The sequence below is a fragment of the Ideonella oryzae genome (assembly GCF_024055665.1).
Taxonomy (GTDB): Bacteria; Pseudomonadota; Gammaproteobacteria; order Burkholderiales; family Burkholderiaceae_C; genus Ideonella; species Ideonella oryzae.
The window spans coordinates 161,449-179,035 of sequence record NZ_JAMXMC010000003.1 but is presented as its reverse complement, the minus strand read 5'-3'; the positions used below and the strand labels follow the sequence as shown (position 1 = coordinate 179,035).

Annotated in this window: 14 protein-coding genes; 12 read left to right on the top strand and 2 right to left on the bottom strand. The window is 69.3% G+C overall.

What is annotated here, in order from left to right; genetic code table 11:
• Nucleotides 1-49: 49 nt before the first annotated feature.
• The 6 genes from ppk1 to M0L44_RS05860 all read left to right on the top strand — a co-directional run bounded on the left by ppk1 (nucleotide 50) and on the right by M0L44_RS05860 (nucleotide 8,334).
• Complete coding sequence (ppk1, locus tag M0L44_RS05885) at nucleotides 50-2,164, top strand: polyphosphate kinase 1 (protein ID WP_252768724.1); 2,115 nt, start codon at nucleotides 50-52, stop codon at nucleotides 2,162-2,164.
• 2 nt (nucleotides 2,165-2,166) lie between these two features.
• On the top strand, nucleotides 2,167-2,655 hold the full coding sequence (locus M0L44_RS05880; protein ID WP_252768909.1) for a SixA phosphatase family protein: 489 nt from the start codon (nucleotides 2,167-2,169) through the stop codon (nucleotides 2,653-2,655).
• A gap of 75 nt (nucleotides 2,656-2,730) precedes the next feature.
• Nucleotides 2,731-3,816: a phosphate ABC transporter substrate-binding protein PstS gene (pstS, locus tag M0L44_RS05875; RefSeq protein WP_252768723.1), complete on the top strand. Its 1,086-nt coding sequence runs from the start codon at nucleotides 2,731-2,733 to the stop codon at nucleotides 3,814-3,816.
• A gap of 56 nt (nucleotides 3,817-3,872) precedes the next feature.
• On the top strand, nucleotides 3,873-5,654 hold the full coding sequence (locus tag M0L44_RS05870; RefSeq protein WP_252768722.1) for a phosphatase PAP2 family protein: 1,782 nt from the start codon (nucleotides 3,873-3,875) through the stop codon (nucleotides 5,652-5,654).
• Nucleotides 5,651-6,676, top strand: coding sequence for a glycosyltransferase family 2 protein (locus M0L44_RS05865; protein ID WP_252768721.1), 1,026 nt, complete (start codon nucleotides 5,651-5,653; stop codon nucleotides 6,674-6,676). Before M0L44_RS05870 ends, M0L44_RS05865 begins: the two co-directional genes overlap by 4 nt.
• Nucleotides 6,673-8,334: an ArnT family glycosyltransferase gene (locus M0L44_RS05860; RefSeq protein WP_252768720.1), complete on the top strand. Its 1,662-nt coding sequence runs from the start codon at nucleotides 6,673-6,675 to the stop codon at nucleotides 8,332-8,334. Before M0L44_RS05865 ends, M0L44_RS05860 begins: the two co-directional genes overlap by 4 nt.
• Nucleotides 8,335-8,346: 12 nt before the next feature.
• On the opposite strand, the gene M0L44_RS05855 is transcribed toward M0L44_RS05860, so the two are convergent.
• Nucleotides 8,347-8,991 carry an acyloxyacyl hydrolase gene (locus M0L44_RS05855; RefSeq protein WP_252768719.1) on the bottom strand — a complete coding sequence of 215 codons (645 nt, stop codon included), beginning with the start codon at nucleotides 8,989-8,991 and terminating at the stop codon, nucleotides 8,347-8,349.
• Nucleotides 8,992-9,295: 304 nt separating this feature from the next.
• Here M0L44_RS05855 and M0L44_RS05850 point away from each other — a divergent pair, with 304 nt between their 5' ends.
• From M0L44_RS05850 to M0L44_RS05835, 4 genes are all read left to right on the top strand, one after another.
• Nucleotides 9,296-10,279, top strand: coding sequence for a CE1 family esterase (locus tag M0L44_RS05850; protein ID WP_252768718.1), 984 nt, complete (start codon nucleotides 9,296-9,298; stop codon nucleotides 10,277-10,279).
• Nucleotides 10,280-10,374: 95 nt separating this feature from the next.
• Nucleotides 10,375-11,082 (top strand): riboflavin synthase subunit alpha, encoded by a 708-nt coding sequence (locus M0L44_RS05845; protein WP_252768717.1) that lies wholly within the window; start codon nucleotides 10,375-10,377, stop codon nucleotides 11,080-11,082.
• A gap of 278 nt (nucleotides 11,083-11,360) precedes the next feature.
• Nucleotides 11,361-12,881: an aldehyde dehydrogenase gene (gene adh, locus M0L44_RS05840; protein ID WP_252768716.1), complete on the top strand. Its 1,521-nt coding sequence runs from the start codon at nucleotides 11,361-11,363 to the stop codon at nucleotides 12,879-12,881.
• Between the two features lie 71 nt (nucleotides 12,882-12,952).
• Nucleotides 12,953-13,345 (top strand): DUF779 domain-containing protein, encoded by a 393-nt coding sequence (locus M0L44_RS05835; RefSeq protein ID WP_252768715.1) that lies wholly within the window; start codon nucleotides 12,953-12,955, stop codon nucleotides 13,343-13,345.
• Between the two features lie 9 nt (nucleotides 13,346-13,354).
• On the opposite strand, the gene M0L44_RS05830 is transcribed toward M0L44_RS05835, so the two are convergent.
• On the bottom strand, nucleotides 13,355-14,881 hold the full coding sequence (locus tag M0L44_RS05830; RefSeq protein WP_252768714.1) for a methyl-accepting chemotaxis protein: 1,527 nt from the start codon (nucleotides 14,879-14,881) through the stop codon (nucleotides 13,355-13,357).
• Between the two features lie 268 nt (nucleotides 14,882-15,149).
• Between M0L44_RS05830 and M0L44_RS05825 the strand changes: the two genes are divergently transcribed.
• Both M0L44_RS05825 and sbcB read left to right on the top strand, forming a co-directional pair.
• Nucleotides 15,150-16,025, top strand: a complete 876-nt coding sequence (locus M0L44_RS05825; RefSeq protein WP_252768713.1) for a DNA ligase — start codon at nucleotides 15,150-15,152, stop codon at nucleotides 16,023-16,025.
• A gap of 35 nt (nucleotides 16,026-16,060) precedes the next feature.
• Entirely contained in the window at nucleotides 16,061-17,506 is a 1,446-nt protein-coding gene (sbcB, locus tag M0L44_RS05820) for an exodeoxyribonuclease I (protein ID WP_252768712.1), read from the top strand.
• Nucleotides 17,507-17,587 lie beyond the last annotated feature (81 nt).

The window sequence follows — 17,587 nt, the reverse complement described above, 5'->3', positions numbered from 1 at the left end:
GTGCCGTTAGGGTCACGGTCTTGTCACGAAACTTTCATAGACTGCGCGCATGACCGAAGTCCCCGAGCCCCAGACGGCCGCTGTCGCGATGCCGCCGCTGCTCAACCGCGAACTGGCCATCCTCGCCTTCAACCGACGGGTGCTGGCCCAGGCCCAGCGCCCTGACGTGCCGCTGCTGGAGCGGCTGCGCTACATCACCATCGTCTCGTCGAACCTGGATGAGTTCTTCGAGGTGCGCTTTGCCGACGTGCTGGACGCTGCCCGCGCGGCCAACAGCCAGGCGGCCTGGCGGGATGTGTCGGCCACCGCGGCGCGCGCCCACGCCCTGGCCGACGAGCAGTACCGTGTCTTCAACAATGAGGTGACGCCTGCCCTGCGTCGCCATGGCATCGAGGTCATCAACCACGCCGAGCGCACGCCGGCCCAGAAGGCCTGGGTGGCGCGCTTTTTCGAGCGCGAGGTGCGGCCGCTGCTGATCCCGGTCGGGCTGGACCCGGCCCACCCGTTTCCGCAGGTCGCCAACAAGACGCTGAACTTCATCGCCCGCCTGGGGGGGCGCGATGCCTTCGGCCGCGAGAGCACCATCGCCATCGTCAAGGTGCCCCGCGTGCTGCGCCGGGTCATCCGCATGCCCGACGAGGTTTGCGCACCGGGCCAGCAGGGCTTCGTGCTGCTGTCCAGCGTCATTCGCGCCCACCTGCAGGAGCTGTTTCCCGGTCGCACGGTGGAGTCCTTCTCCCAGTTCCGCGTCACGCGCGACTCGGACCTGGACGTGGACGAGGAGGACGTGACCAACCTGCGCCAGGCCCTGCGCCGCGGCCTGACCACGCGCCAGTTCGGCAAGGCCATCCGCATGGAGGTGGTGGCCAGTTGTCCGCCGGAGCTGTCCTCGCTGCTGCTGGAGCAGTTCGATCTGCCCGAGGCGGCGCTGCACCGGGTGGACGGCCCGGTCAACCTGGTGCGTCTGAACCAGCTGATCGACCAGGTCACGCCGGTGCCGGGCGTGGATCTGTCCTTTCCGGCCTTCGAGCCGGGTTGGCCCGAGCGCCGCCTGCCGCGCGGCAAGGACTTCTTCGCCTTGCTGCGCGAGCGCGATGTGATGCTGCACCACCCGTTCGAGAGCTTCGATCCGGTGGTGGAGTTTCTGCGTCAGGCGGTCAACGACCCGGACGTGCTGGCCATTCGCCAGACCATCTACCGCACCGGCGCCAAGTCCGAGCTGATGGACCTGCTGATCGAGGGCGCGCGCCGCGGCAAGGAGGTGATGGCCGTGGTGGAGCTCAAGGCCCGCTTCGACGAAGAGGCCAACATCAACTGGGCCGAACGCCTGGAGGCGGTGGGGGCCCAGGTGGTCTACGGCATTGTCGGTCTGAAGACCCACGCCAAGCTGCTGCTGGTGACCCGGCGCGAAGGCGGCGGCAGGGCCGGCCCCCGGCTGCGCCGCTACGTGCACCTGTCCACCGGCAACTACAACCCGCGCACCGCGCGCCTGTACACCGACGTGGGCTACCTGACGGCCGACCCGGGCATCACCGCCGACGCCGATGCCGTGTTCCAGCAGATCGCCAGCCTCACGCGGGTCAAACCCCCGCGCCGCCTGCTGACCGCGCCCTTCGTGCTGCACCGCCGCCTGGTGCGCCAGATGGCCGAGGTGGCGCAGGCTGCACGGGCGGGCAAGCCGGCCCGCATCGTGGCCAAGTTCAATGCCCTGACCGACCCGGGCCTGATCCAGGCCCTGATCGCCGCCGGGCAGGCCGGCGTCAAGATCGACCTGATCGTGCGCGGTGCCTGCATGCTGCCGCCGGGCTTGCCCGGGCTGACCGAGAACATCCGGGTGCGCTCCATCGTGGGCCGCTTCCTGGAGCACACCCGGGTCATCTACTTCCGGTGGGGCGAAGGCGAGGACGACGAGGTGCTCTACCTGTCCAGCGCCGACTGGATGAGTCGCAACATGTTCCGCCGCATCGAGGTGGCCTGGCCGGTGAACGACGCGAAGCTTCGGCAGCGGATCATCGATGAATGCCTGGTGCCTTATCTGTACGACGCCCAGGACGCCTGGGAACAGTTGCCGGATGGCCAGTACCGCCGTGTGGGCGAGGCGGGGCCCAGCGCCCAGCAGGCGCTGATGCGCCGTCACGCAGCCCGGATCGGAAGAGGGGGATGAGCATGGACCTGATCCTCTGGCGTCACGCCGAGGCCGAGGAACTGGGCGATGGGCTTGAAGATCCGGCCCGCGGCCTGACCCCCAAGGGCGAGCGCCACGCGCGGCGGGTGGCCGACTGGCTCAACCGCTTCCTGCCGGCCACCACCAAGGTGCTGGTCAGCCCGGCCCTGCGCACCCAGCAGACGGCCGAGGCCCTCGGCCGGCGCTTCAAGGTGGTGGAGGCTCTGGGCCCGGAGGGCACGGTGGAGGGCTTGCTGGCCGCGGCGCGCTGGCCCGATGCCCGCGAGCCGGTGCTGGTGGTGGGCCACCAGCCCACGCTGGGGTTGACGGCGGCGTATCTGATGACCGGGCCGCGGCTGAGCCACGCACAGGACGGTGGCCTGACGCCCTGGACGATCAAGAAGGGTGGCGTCTGGTGGCTGCGGCACCGGCCGCGCCAGGACCGGGGCGAGGTGGTGCTGGTGGCGGTGAGAACCCCCGAGCAGATCTGACGCCTCGCCGTCCTGTATCCTTCAAGACCGGCCGCACCGAGAGGGAGCGGCCGGTTCTTTTTCAGCAGTACCGACATGACGATGAATTTCAAGCCGCCGCGCACCGATCGCCGGCGTGCGTTGGGGCTGGCCCTGGGGGGCAGCCTCGGGGCCTTGTTCGGCCTGGATGCCGCCCGGGGCGCCTCGGCCCGTGTGCAGGGCGCGGGCGCCACCTTCCCTTCCAAGGTCTACACCCGCTGGACGGCGGACTACGCCAGGCAGACCGGCGTGGAGGTGCGCTACCAGCCCACCGGCTCGGGCAACGGCATCGAGCAGGCCACGCGGCGCAGCGTCGACTTCGCCGGCAGCGATGTGCCGCTGAGCGCCGAGGCCCTGGGCCAGAAGCGCCTGGTCCAGATCCCCACCTGCGTGGGCGGCGTGGTGCCGGTGGTCAACGGCTTCGAGCCGGACCGGTTGCGGCTGACCGGCGAGGTGCTGGCCGCGATCTTCGCCGGCGAGATCCAGCGCTGGGACGACCCCCGCATCGCTGCGCTGAACCCCGGCCTGAGCCTGCCTGCCCGGCGCATCGTGCGGGTGGTGCGGGGCGACAAGTCCGGCAGCACCGAAGGCCTGACCCGCTACCTGGCCGGGCAATCGCCGGCCTTCGCCAAGCAGGTGGGGGAGGGCGTCCTGCCCGCCTGGCCGGGTGAGCCGCTGCGGGCCGAAGGTAACGACGGCATGTCCGCCCTGGTGCGGGCCACGCCGGGCGCCATCGGCTACGTGAGTTATGACCGTGTGGTGGCCGACGGACTGGCCGGGGTGCGTCTGCGCAACCGGGACGGGCAGTGGGTGGTCGCGTCCGAGGCGGGCTTCCGGGCCGCCATCCTGCGCAGCCCGCTGTACCGCGATGGCAGCGACACCGCCAGCCTGATCGACATGCCGGGGCCCGACAGCTGGCCGCTGACCATGACCACCTTCGTGCTGCTGGATGCCGCGCCGACGACGGCTGCCACTGTGGAGCCGGCCATGCGCTTCCTGTACTGGTGCTTCCTGCACGGCGACGCGCTGACCCAGGGCACCGGCTTCGCGCCGCTGCCCACGGCGGTCCAGGCCCGGCTCACGGCCCGCTTCGCGCAGGTCAAGCCGCGGGACGGCCAGTTCCCGCATTACCTCAGCTTCTGATCCTGCCTGCCGCGCCCGGGGCCCCGCTGCGGGGCTCTGGCATCATGCCGCCCACCATGTCCGACCCCATTGTTTCGCGGCCTGCTCCGCACCTGCCCGCGGACGACGGCGTGCCCCGCTGGCAGGGCCTGGCCTGGGCGCTGGCGCTGCTGCTGCTGGGGGCGGGCGGCTGGTTGCACCTGCAGCCGGCCTTGAATCAGTCCCTGTTGCTGACCCTCAACCGCCTGGCGGGAGGCGCGCACCCGGCCGCCGCGGGCCTGTGGGGCGGCCTGAGCGTGGCTGGTCTGGGCGTGTCGGCGGTGCTGCTGGTGCTGGCCCTGGACCGCACGCGGCGTCGGGCCCTGAATGCCCTGCTGTGGGGTGTGCCGCTGGGGCTGCTGTTCAGCCGCCTGCCCAAGAGCCTGATCGACAGCGCACGGCCGGCCCGCGCGCTGGGCACCCAGGCCCTCGAGGTCATCGGCACGCCGCTGCTCAACCACGCCTCCATGCCCTCCGGCCATGCGCTCACCGCTGGCGCCGTGGCCACCGTGTTGGCCGCGACCCTGGGGCTGCGGGGCTGGCGTGTGCTGCTGCCTTTCGCCTTCGCGGCGGCGGTGGCCTTCTCCCGCATCGCGGTCGGGGCGCACTGGCCGGCCGATGTGCTGGCCGGCGCCGGCCTGGGCCTGGGGGTGGGGCTGCTGTCCCTGCGGCTGTCGGCCCGCTGGCCGGCGGCCTGGCTGGGGACGGCGAATGGCCAGCGCGGCCTGGCGCTGCTGGAATGGGGCCTGGCGGTGGCCGTGGCGCTGCTGCCGACCGGCCTGCCGGTGGCCGCGCCGGTGCAATGGACACTGGCCTTCCTGGGGGTGTGCAGCGGCCTTTCGCGCTGGCGCCACGCCGGGGCGCCGGCCGGCACCGACCAGGCCGTGGCCCGGCTGGTGTTGCCTTCGCTGGCGGCCGGTCTGCTGCTGGCCATGCTGCTGCGCGAAGGCATGGGAGCGCAGCTGCTGACGGCGCTGGCCCAGGTGCCGCTGTGGGCCTGGCCGCTGGCGGTGGCCGGCCTGTGGGGCAGCTATGGCCTGCGGGCCGAACGCCTGCGGCGGGAGTGGGGCACCTGGGGGTGCACCCACCGGCCCGACGCCCGGATGCCCAGCCTGTCGGACAGCGTGGACCTCTTCCTGACCCACAACGCCGCCCTGCTGCTGCTGCCCATGCGCGCCGGGGAGGCCGGCTATCCTTGGCTGCTCCATCGCCGCTTCGGCATTCCGGTGGCCGAGTCGGTGCGCAGCCTGGTCTGGCTGCGCCTGCAGGACGCGCTGGTGCTGGCTCTGCTGGGCCTGCTGGGGCTGGCGCCCGGGCCAGCCTGGCTGCGGCTGGCCGGCGTGGCGGCGCTGGTGCTGCTGCTGTGGGGCCTGCTGCCCCGCCTGTCGCGCCAGCTGGGACAATGGTGGCCACGCTGGCAGGCGCTGCAACGCACGCTGGTGGCCCACCGCGGTGACCTGACCGGCTGGGGCCTGTGTGTGGGCAACTGGCTGCTCAAGCTGGCGGTGCTGGGCGGCGTGCTGGCCTTGTTGGCCGGCCTGCCGGTCTGGCAGGGCTGGAGCGGGGCGGTGGCCGGTGAGCTGGCCGCAGCTCTGCCCATCCAGGCACCGGCCGGCCTGGGCAGCTACGAGGCCGCCATCTGGGCTGCGGGACAATGGGTGGGGGCTGCGGTGCCGCCGGCGGTGTTGGCCGGCGCCGCGCTGGCGGTGCACACCCTGAGTCTTGTGACCGCCTTGCTGACCCCTTTGATCTACCGTGCCCTGTTGTGGGCGCAGTCCCGCCGCTCGCCGGCCGCGGGACCTTCTTCTGCTGGACCATGAACGCTACCGAACACACCGCCTCCGTCGCTCCCGTGCAGGCCCCGCCGCACCGTCTGTCGGTGGTGGTGCCCATGTACAACGAGATCGACAACGTCAAGCCGATGGTCGATGCGGTGCAGGATGCGCTGAAGGACTATCCGCACCCCTGGGAGCTGGTGGTGGTGGACGACGGCAGCCGCGACGGCACCGGCCTGGCCCTGCAGCGCCACGCCAAGACGGTGGGGCCGCACATCCGCGTGGTGCGCCTGCTGCGCAACTTCCGCCAGACGGCGGCCATGCAGGCCGGCATCGACGCGGCCCGGGGCGATGTGATCGTGACCCTGGACGGCGACCTGCAGAACGACCCGCGCGACATCCCGCGTCTGGTGGCGCGCCTGCTCAACGACGACCTGGACCTGGTGGCCGGCTGGCGCAAGAACCGCCAGGATGGCTTTGCGCTGCGCCGCCTGCCTTCGATGATCGCCAACCGGCTGATCCGCAAGACCACCGGCATGCAGTTCAAGGACCTGGGCTGCAGCCTCAAGGCCTTCCGGGCCTCTGTGCTCAAGGAAGTGCGGCTGTACGGCGAGATGCACCGCTTCATCCCGGCCTGGCTGTCCACCGTCACCTCGCCGGACCGCATGGCCGAGGAGCCGGTGAACCACATGGCGCGCCAGTTCGGTGAATCCAAGTACGGCATCTCCCGTACCTTCCGGGTGATCATCGACCTGCTGTCGGTCTACTTCTTCATGAACTTTGGCTCCCGCCCGGGCCACTTCTTTGGCGCGGTGGGCCTGGCGGTGGGCGGGCTGGGCACGGCCATCCTGGGCTACCTGGCGGTGCTCAAGCTGCTGGGTGAGTCGATCGGTGGGCGGCCGCTGCTGTCGCTGGGCTTCTTCTGCGTGATGGGCGGGCTGCAGTTCCTGGTGACCGGGGTGTTGGCCGAGCTGCTGATCCGCATCTACTACGACGGCAGCCATGCCCGCCAGTACCACGCGCTGAATTCCTCCGCCCTGGCGGACAACGAGGGCTGGCACGCATGACGCTGGGGTCGCCGACGTCCGGCGGGCGTCTGACGCGCCTGGAATGGGTGGGGCTGGCCGGCCTGCTGCTGGTGCTGGCGCTGTGGGCGTTGGGCGCCACGCCGCTGTTCGATGTGGACGAGGGCGCCTTCAGCGAGGCCACGCGCGAGATGATCGTGCACCACGACTGGATGCACACCACGCTCAACGGTGAGCCGCGCTTCGACAAGCCCATCGGTGTCTATTGGCTGCAGGCGATCAGCGTCAGCCTGTTCGGCGTGCGCGAGTTCGCCTTCCGCCTGCCCTCGGCCCTGTCGGCCTGGGGCTGGTCGCTGGCGCTGGTGGCCTTTGCGCTGCCGCGCCTGGGCCGGCAGGTGGCGGTGGCGGCCGGCGTGATTCTGGCGACCTCGCTGGGCGTACTGGCCATCGGCCGGGCGGCCACGGCCGACGCATTGCTCAACCTGCTGCTCACGCTGACCGCACTGGATGCCTGGCGCTGGCTGGAAGCGCAGAACCGCGGTGAGGCGGGCAGGCCAGCACTGCGCCGGGCCTATGCCTGGATGGGCATGGGCCTGCTGGTCAAGGGCCCGGTGGCCGTGGTGGTGCCTGGTGCCGCCCTGGTGCTGTGGCTGGCCTTGTCGCTGCCCTGGCGCGAGGCGCTGCGCCGGCTGGGCCGTGCGGCGGGCGATGGCTGGGGCTGGGCCCTGCTGCTGGGCATTGCCGTGCCCTGGTACGCCTATGAACTGCACCGCGACGGCCAGGCCTTCATCGATGGCTTCCTGATCCGCCACAACCTGGCGCGCTACAGCAGCCCGCTGGAGAAACATGGCGGCAGCATCGGCTACTACTTCGTCGTGTTGCCGCTGCTGCTGTTGCCCTGGGCCCCGCTGCTGGCTGGCGTGGTGGCCGGCGTGCGCCGCCACTGGGCCGACCCGATGCAGCGTTTCCTGCTGCTGTGGGGCTTCTTCGTGCTGGGCTTCTTCTCGCTGTCGGGCACCAAGCTGCCGCACTACGTGCTCTACGGTGCCTCGCCCTTCGTGCTGCTGATGGCCATGGCGCTGGCACAGGCTGGCGGGGCCATGCGCGCCGCGCTGACGGTGTGCCTGCTCCTGTTGCTGGCCCTGCTGTGCGGCAGTGCCGCCACCCTGCACCTGTGGGCGCCCGGCGTGGTGAAGCCGCCTCTCTACCGGGCTCTGTTGCTGGGGCAGCAGGCCTCGCCCTGGTTGGTGTGGATCAGCGGCATGGCGGCGCTGGCGGTCCTGTTCCTGATGACCCAGCTCAGCCGGCCGGGCTTCACCCTGCTGTGGCGCAGCGGCGTGGCCGCCGTGCTGCTGTCGCTCGTCAGCCTGGGCGTGGCTCTGCCCTGGTGGGGCGATCTGCTGCAAGGGCCGATCAAGCGGGCGGCCGAGGTGGCCCGGCAGCGGGCGGAGCCTGCGGTGCAATGGGGCTTGCACCAACCCAGCTTTGCGGTCTACCGCGAACAGGAGGCGCCTCGTCGGGCGCCCCGGGATGGAGAACTGGCACTGGTGCGCTTGGACCAGTTGCCGGCCCAGATGGCCCAGGTGGGTGGGCGCTACAGCACGCTGTATGCCGAGCGCGGCTACGGCCTGATCCTGTGGCGAGCTTCGACCGTGCCGGTTGAACCTTCGGTGGCTCAGGGGCCGGTGACGGCGCCCTGAGCCAGCACGGTGTCACAGCGTCCAGGCGAAGACCAGGCCGGTGAAGTTGACGCCGTTGTTGGGCTTCTTGATGTCGGCGTTGCTGATGTGGCGCCACTGCAGGCCCACGCGCCATTGACCGCCGCCATCCACCAGGTTCAGGCCCAGGTGGTCGGAGAACTGGAAGTTGCTGCCCTTCTGGCGGTCACCGATGTTGACCTCGCTGAGCCAGGCCGGGCCGATGCCGAACTCCACTTCCCACTTGTGGGAGGCGAAGGCCGGATGCTGCCAGTGCACCAGGGGCACCACGGCCACGTCCCAGGCCGAGGAAGCGCCGGCCACGTCGCCGCGGGTGGTCCAGCGGCCCACCGAGAAGTTGGTCTGATTGCTCAAGGACCAGCTGCCGGCGTCCAGCATGTGGCAATCGCCATAGGCCGCACCGACCGAGGCCAGGTTCAGCTCGTGGTCGTGAGCCACATTGCCGCGCAGCTGCCATTGGGCGCCGCGGCAATCGGTGAAGGGAGCACCTTCCCAGAGGCCGTAGGCCCAGGAGGCGAGGGTGCCGCCCACGGCCAGCGCGCGCAGCGCGTTCTGATCCTGGGCTTCGGCGTGGGCGCTGCCCAGGCTGCCGATCAGGGCGAGCGTGGCCAGGGCGGTGCGGGTGACGGGGTGTTTCATGCCCTGCATTCTGCCAGTCCACCCCGGCGGGCACCGCGGCAGGGGATGACCCGGGGCGTCCGCCATCCCCTGTTTGGCTGGGCAGCACCGAGCTTACGGATGGTAGCGTCCGGACGAGTGTGGCCTGTCGTCCAGAAGGAGGGCTGCCGCGTTGAGATTCGATCTGGTGTCCATGGCCTGTTGTCCTGCAGGGTTGTGGGTGCTGTCCGACAAGGGGTGTCGCCACCTGCCGACAGGTCATGGCAAGCGTGCGCTCCTACCATTCACACACTTCGCAACTCTTCTCTCTACAGGGAGTGAAACCATGAACCAGCGCCTGATGCGCCTGTTGATCGGCAGTGCCCTCGTCGCGTCACTGGCCGCCTGCGGCGGGGGCAGCAGCAGCAACAGCCTTGCTGCCGGCGACAGCCTTGTCTCCACCTCGGTGGCCGGCTATCCCCATGCAGTGAACATTTATGTGCCGGCCGGTGGTGCCACTCGGGCGATCGTGGCGCTGCACGGCGGTGGTGGCAACAACACGGCCATTGCCTACCAACTGGGCCTGAACAGTTCCAACGCGGAAACCACCACCAACACCGTCAACTGGGATTGGCTGCACGCCAACAAGGTCATCATGGTGTTCCCGCAGGGGCAGCACATCAGTGGCGCCGACGGGGCGACCACCTGGTCCAATTACGCCATGACCTCGGGGCAGGACGACGTGGCCTTCCTGCAGGCCTTGGCGACCAAGCTCAAGACCGAATACGGCGTGACCGAGATCGATCTGATGGGCCATTCGATGGGCGGCGCGATGACCAATCGCATGCGCTGTGAGTCCCCCGCCACCTTTGACGGTTACATCGCCCTGGCGGGGCCGGCGGCCGCGCACTTCGATCCGGCGGGTGCCACGCCCTGTGTCCCCAGTACGGCCAAGCCCTACATGAGCATCAGCGGCGACGACGACCAGGTCATGCAGACCTACAGCAACCGCTGGCCCAACTACAACTGGATCATCAACCCCCTTGTCGAGTGGGCGGGCAACGCGGCCTTCCTGGATGGGACGATGATGGGCGAGTGGCCTGAGCAGCAGGTGCGCGTGACCCAGAAGTGTGGTGAGTCGGTGGCGCCGCTGGGCTCGCCCAACGCCACCTCGGGCAATGTCCAGACCTGGACCAACTGCGGTGGCTCGATGGTGATCAAGAAGATCGCCGGGGCCGATCACGGTGTGGCCTCCATGGCGGGCCAGATGGATTCCTCCAATCCCACGGTGGTGATGGACGCGGTGATGAGTTTCCTGAACGCCCAGTGATGCCCTGCCGCGCTGGGCGCGGCAAGACCCACCACCGGAAGATGGCCGGCCGGGCTGCTAAGCTCGGCCGGCTTTCTTGTTTCAAGGGTTCCATCATGTTCACCGGCATCGTCCAGGGCGTGGCTGAGGTCGCGTCGATCACCGACCGTCCTGGTCTGCGCAGTTTTCGCCTGCGTTTTCCTCCTGGTTTCGCCCAGGATCTGGCCATCGGAGCCAGCGTGGCCAGCGATGGCGTCTGCCTCACCGTCACTGCCTTGCATGGCGCGGATCAGGCCGATTTCGACGTGATGCAGCAGAGCCTGGGGTTGACCACCCTGGGCACCTTGAAAGAGGGCGATCGGATCAATGTGGAGCGCGCGGCCAAGGACGGTGCCGAGATCGGTGGCCATCCGCTGTCCGGGCACGTGGATTTCACGGCCACGCTGGCCGAGGTACGCCAGCCCGAGAACAACCACGTGATGCGCATCGAGGTGCCGGCCCGCTGGATGCGTTACGTCTTCGCCAAGGGCTACATCGCCATCAACGGTGCCAGTCTGACCGTGGCCGAGGCCGATCGCCAGGCGGGCTGGTTCGAGGTCTGGCTGATTCCCGAGACCCTGCGCATGACCACCTTTGGCCAGAAGCGACCCGGCGACCGGCTCAACATCGAGATCGAGCGTTCCACGCAGGTGTTTGTGGACACGGTGCGCGACGCGCTGGAAGAGCGTCTGGGGCCGCTGATGCCGGCCCTGGAGGCGCTGATGCGTCAGCAGGGCCTGAGCGCCGACGAACTCACCCGCCCCTTGCCGGCCCCTGGCCGCTGAGACTGTGGCTTCCTGGCGCAGAGGGTTGTCCCGAAGGCGCCGAGCCAGTCCGGGTGTTCCACCTCGGCACGGCGATTTCGAGGTGTTCCGTTTCGCCACAGGGAGATCCCGGGGGTGAGCCGCGTCGAGAGGCGGCATGGCGAGGATTTCCCCTCGGAAAACGGGGCGTTCAGGGCCTGCAGAGAAGCTGGCACAGCGTGTGCAGTAGAGAGCGCGTGGTGAGCAGCCGGACCGACCGGCGCCGCCTGTTCCACAAGCACCTACTCTGGAGACACCTCATGCTGTATGCACTGCCCGGTACCGCTGGCGCCCCGGTCCAACACAAGGCCCGCTACGACAACTTCATCGGCGGCAAGTTCGTGGCCCCGGTGAAGGGCCAGTACTTTGACGTCGTCACCCCCATCAACGGCAAGGTCTACACCCAGGTCGCCCGCTCCGACGAGTCGGATGTCAACCTGGCCCTGGACGCTGCCCATGCCGCCGCTGCCAAGTGGGCCGCCACGCCGCCGGCCGAGCGCGCCAACGTCCTGCTGAAGATCGCCGACCGCATCGACCAGAACCTGGAGAAGCTGGCCTACGCCGAGACGGTGGACAACGGCAAGCCGATGCGCGAGACGCTGAATGCGGACATCCCGCTGTCGGCCGACCACTTCCGCTACTTCGCTGGCTGCCTGCGTGCCCAGGAAGGCTCGCTCAGCGAGATCGACGAGAACACCATCGCCTACCACTTCCACGAGCCCCTGGGCGTGGTCGGCCAGATCATTCCCTGGAACTTCCCGCTGCTGATGGCCGCCTGGAAGCTGGCCCCCGCCCTGGGCGCTGGCAACTGCGTGGTGCTCAAGCCGGCCGAATCCACCCCGGTCAGCATCCTGGTGCTGGCTGAGCTGATCGCCGACCTGCTGCCCCCGGGCGTGCTGAACATCGTCAACGGCTATGGCCGCGAAGCCGGCATGCCGCTGGCCACCAGCAAGCGCATCGCCAAGATCGCGTTCACCGGTTCCACCGCCACCGGCCGTGTGATCGCCCAGGCCGCTGCCACCAACCTGATTCCCGCCACGCTGGAACTGGGCGGCAAGAGCCCCAACATCTTCTTCGACGACGTGATGGCCCAGGACGACGCCTTCCTGGACAAGGCGATCGAAGGTCTGGTGCTGTTCGCGTTCAACCAGGGCGAGGTCTGCACCTGCCCGTCGCGCGCCCTGATCCAGGAATCCATCTACGACAAGTTCATGGAACGCGCCCTCAAGCGCGTGGCCGCCATCAAGCAGGGCAGCCCGCTGGACACCGACACCATGATGGGCGCCCAGGCCTCCACCATGCAGATGGACAAGATCATCTCCTACCTGGAGCTGGGCAAGCAGGAAGGCGCGCAAGTGCTGATCGGCGGTGCCAAGGCTGAGCTGGGTGGCGATCTGGCCGGCGGCTACTACATCCAGCCGACCCTGTTCAAGGGCCACAACAAGATGCGCATCTTCCAGGAGGAGATCTTCGGCCCGGTGCTGGCCGTGACCACCTTCAAGGACGAGGCCGAGGCGATGCAGATCGCCAACGACACCCCGTACGGCCTGGGCGCCGGCGTGTGGACCCGTGACGGCAGCCGTGCCTACCGCTTCGGCCGTGGCATCCAGGCTGGCCGCGTGTGGACCAACTGCTACCACGCCTACCCGGCCCACGCGGCCTTCGGTGGCTACAAGGAATCCGGCATCGGTCGCGAAACCCACAAGCAGATGCTGGACCACTACCAGCAGACCAAGAACCTGCTGGTCAGCTACAACCCGAACAAGCTGGGCTTCTTCTGATCCCTCGCGAGTTCAGGACAGGGGCGGCTTCGGCCGCCCTTTTTTGTGGGTGGCAAGCAAGGAGAGACCCGATGGAGACGCTGGAAACACCGGTGGAACGTGTGGTCGCCTCGCCCGAGGCGCTGGCGCTGCTGGAACGCCTGAAAGCGCGGCACGGCGAGGTGATGTTCTACCAGTCGCACGGCTGCTGCGATGGCAGCACGCCCATGTGTCTGCGGGTGGGGGAGATGACGCTGGGGCAGGCCGATGTCCGCCTGGGCACGGTGGGGGGCGTGCCATTCTGGGTCGGGCGCACCCAGTTCGAGTACCTCGAGGGAGGCCAGGTGCTGCTGCATGCCAATTCCGGCGCGCTGGGGACCTTCTCGCTGGAAGATGCCGAGGACATGCACTTCGTGGCCACGCAGCGCCTGTGGACCGATGTGGAATGGGCCTGGCTGCAGGCGCACCCGCTGGAGGGCGCGTGAGCGGGAGGCTCAGGCCAGCTTGAAGGTGTCGACCAGGTTCACCAGCTGGTGGGCCTGGCCGCGCAGGCTCTCGGCGGCGGCACTGGTCTGTTCCACCAGGGCCGCGTTCTGCTGCGTGCCCTGGTCGATGCGGCTGACCGCCTCGCCCAGTTGCCCCACGCCGGCGCTCTGCTCCTGGCTGGCACGGCTGATCTCGTGGATGATGTCCGACACCTTGGCGATGGACTGGACCACTTCGTCCATGGTCTGACCCGCCTGGTGGACCTGGACCGAACCCTGCTCGACGCGTTCCACACTGGCCTGGATCAACTGCTTGATTTCCCGGGCCGCCTCGGCGGAACGTCCCGCCAGGCTGCGCACTTCGCTGGCCACCACGGCAAAGCCGCGGCCCTGCTCACCGGCCCGGGCCGCCTCCACAGCTGCGTTCAGGGCCAGGATGTTGGTCTGGAAGGCGATGCCGTCGATCACGCCGATGATGTCGACGATGCGGTGCGACGCGGTCTGGATGCCCTTCATGGTGTCCACCACACCGGCCACGACCGTGCCGCCCTGCTGGGCGACGGCGCTGGCGCGGGCCGCCAGCGCACTGGCTTCCTGGGCGCTCTGGGCGTTGTGACGCACCGCGCCGTCCAGTTCCTCCATTGAGGAGGCGGTCTCCTGCAGGGAGGAGGCCTGCTGCTCGGTGCGGGTGGCCAGGTCACTGTTGCCCAGGGCGATCTGCGCGCTGGCGCTGGCCACCTGTTCCGCGTTGCCGCGCACGTCCTGCACCAGGCGGCGCAGTTGGGTCTGCATGGCGGCCAGCGCACCCAGCAGGCGTCCGGTTTCGTCCTGGCCGCGCACCTGTACCGTGTGGCTCAGGTCACCACGGGCCACCGCGTCGGCGGCGGCCACCGCGGTCTGCAGCGGGCGGACCACGTCGCGGCTGATGCGGGTGCCAATGCCCACCCCCAGGAGCGCGGCCAGCAGCATCATGCCCAGGCTCCATGCCACGGCCTGGCGACCTTGGATGTAGGCCTGTTGCGCGGCGTCCGCGCTGCGCTGGGCGATGGCGGCCTTCAGTTCGCGCAGGAGCTTCGCTGCTTCGCGGTCGATGCCGCGCACCGCCATGTCACCCACCGAAGACTCCAGCCCAGCGGACTTGAACTTCTCCAGGCCGTCGCGGTAGCCGGCGGCCATCTTCTGGTGCTGAACAACGAAGGCAGCGGTCAGCTGAGCCAGCTCAGGGTCCTGCAGCTCGGCCTGCAGGCTCTTGGCCAGGGCATCGACCTCCTGCTCTTCCTTCACAAAGGCGGCCCAGTGCTTGTCCAGCAACTGGCTGTCCGATCCACGCAGCAGGGTGTCCTTCCATTCCTGCACCTGGGTCTTGAAATGGCTTTCCATGGCCGCGGTGCGGCGCTCCTGGTCCACCTGCGCCTGCACGTCCGTGTGGAAGACGTCAATGGCCCGATGGGCGGTCCACAGGCCGGCAAAGCCCGCCAGCAAGGTCAACAGCAGGGTGAGACCAAAGGCCAGGGGCAGCTTTCGACTCAGATTCACGGTGAACTCCTCGGTCTGAAATGAGACGCCGAATGAGCACATCGCCGGCGTACGAGTGGCCATATGCTGCCAGGGGTGGGGTGGCCGGCATGGCCGGAAAAGCGTTGCGATGGCGGGCTGATTCGGTGCTTGTCTGTGCCTGCCGGCAGCAGCAGCGGCCCTTCCAGATTCCTCCTACGAGCGGGGGAGGGCCAGTCCCTCCTTGGCGGGATGTGGCTGGCTCTGCGTCGCCCTAGGCTGGGGGCTTCATCGGATCAGGAGGGCCTGGATGGACCTGTCCCAACACCCTGCGCTGGGTGCATCGCTGTTGCCATTGGCCGTGTGTACCGCGCTGACCGCGCTCACCCCACCACCCGCGCAGGCCGAGACCGCGCCGCTCTTGCTGCTGGCCCGGGACTGGACAGCCGGCCAGTCGCCCCAGGGCTTCCTCGTCAGCGAGAAGTTCGATGGGGTGCGGGCGCTGTGGGATGGGCGCCAGCTGCGCTTCCGGGGCGGCGGGGCGGTGGCCGCGCCGGCCTGGTTTCTGGCCCGGCTGCCACGCCAGTCGCTTGATGGCGAGTTGTGGCTGGGACATGGTCGCTTCGACGAGGTGTCCGCCTTGTTGCGACGCGGCGATCCGGACGACCCCGGCTGGCATGCTGTGCAGTACCGGGTGTTCGAGTTGCCTGATGCCCCTGGTGGGTTCGCGCAGCGGGCCGGGCAGATCGAAGCGCTGGTGGCCGCCGCGGCGTGGCCACAGCTGGTGGCGGTGTCGCAGGAGCCCGTGGTGGATGCGACGGCATTGCAGCGGTTGCTGGCCGCGGTGGTGGCCGCTGGCGGCGAGGGTCTGGTGTTGCACCGAGCCGATGCCCCCTACCAGACGGGGCGCACCGAGGCGCTGTTCAAGTTCAAGCCGGTGCAGGACGCCGAGGCTGTGGTGATTGGCCACGAGGAGGGGCATGGCAAGTACGTTGGCATGGTGGGCGCCTTGCGGGTGCGCAACGAGGCCGGGCAGGTCTTTCTGCTGGGCAGCGGGCTGAAGGATGCCCAGCGACGTCAGCCGCCCCCTTTGGGCACCCGCGTGACCTACAGCTGGCGGGGCCTGACCGCCAGTGGCCTGCCCCGGTTTGCCACGCTGTTGCGCGTGCGCGATCCCGGCTTCTGAACGCGCCGCCGCAGACCCTGGGTTATCGTGCGCCCATGAGCGATTTCAGCTTCTTCTGGCACGACTACGAAACCTTCGGCCGCGTCCCCCGGCGGGACCGGCCCTCGCAGTTCGCCGGTGTGCGCACCGATGCCGACCTGAACGAGGTGGGCGAGCCGGTGATGGTCTACTGCCAGCCCGCGCCTGACACCTTGCCTGACCCGGAGTCCTGCCTGCTCACGGGCATCCTGCCCCAGCAGTGCCTGGCCCAGGGGCTGCCCGAGCACCGCTTTGCCGCCACCATCGAGGCCGAATTGGCCCGGCCAGGCACGGTGGGGGTGGGCTACAACTCCATTCGCTTCGACGACGAGGTGACCCGCCACCTGTTCTGGCGCAACCTGATGGACCCATACGCCCGGGAATACAAGAACGACTGCGGCCGCTGGGACCTGCTGGACACGGTGCGCTGCATGTACGCGCTGCGGCCCGAGGGCATCGAATGGCCCCGCCACGAGGACGGCCGGCCCTCGTTCAAGCTGGAGCACCTGAGCGCGGCCAACGGTCTGCTGCATGAAGCGGCGCACGATGCGCTGTCCGACGTGCGCGCCACCATCGCCCTGGCCCGCAAGATCCGCCAGGCGCAGCCGAGGCTGTGGGAGTTCTGCCTGAAGCTGCGCAAGAAGGAGGCCGTCTGGGCCGAGATCGGCGTGGGACGTCCCTTTCTGCACATCTCCGGCATGTACGGGCCGGAGCGGGGTTGCCTGGCCGTGGTCTGGCCGCTGGCCCCGCACCCCACCAACCGCAACGAGCTGATCGTCTGGGACCTGGCCGAGGATCCCTCCGAACTGTTCACCCTGAATGCCGAGCAGATTCGCCAGCGCCTCTATACCCGCACCGAAGACCTGCCCGAGGGCATGACGCGGCTGCCGGTCAAGACCATTCACGTCAACAAGTCGCCGGTGGTCATTGGCAACCTGAAGACCCTGCCCCCGGCCATGGCCGAGCGCTGGGGCGTGGACATGACCCGTGCGCTCGAACATGCCGAGGTTTGCGCGCACCGCGGCGCCAGCATGGCGGGCATCTGGCCCGACGTGTTTACCCGGCCGGTCGGTGCGCAGCCCGCGGATGTGGACGAGGACCTGTATGGCGGCTTCCTGGGGCCGCAGGATCGCACCCGCCTGGATCGCTTGCGCAAGACGGCCCCTGACGATCCCGTCTGGCAGACCGCCAGCTTCGACGACCCGCGGCTGGAAGAGCTGGTGTTCCGCTACCGCGCCCGCAATTTCCCGGACAGCCTGGACGGTGGCGCGCGTGAGCGTTGGGCGCAGTTGCGGGTGGCGCGTCTGCACGAGGGCGCAGGAGGCGGCCTCACGGTGGCCCACTTCCTGGAGCGGGTGGACGAACTGGCCGAGGCGGCCGCCGAGCTGGACGACGAGCGCGCCCAGCTGCTGCTGGAGGCGCTGGTGGACTACGCGGAGCAGATCGCGCCGGCTCGCGGCTGAGCGCGGCCTGATCGGGAGTTGCCCGAGGGCAAGGGCACTGCAGCGGTGGCCCGGCTACACTGCCGGCCTTTCGTGCCCCAC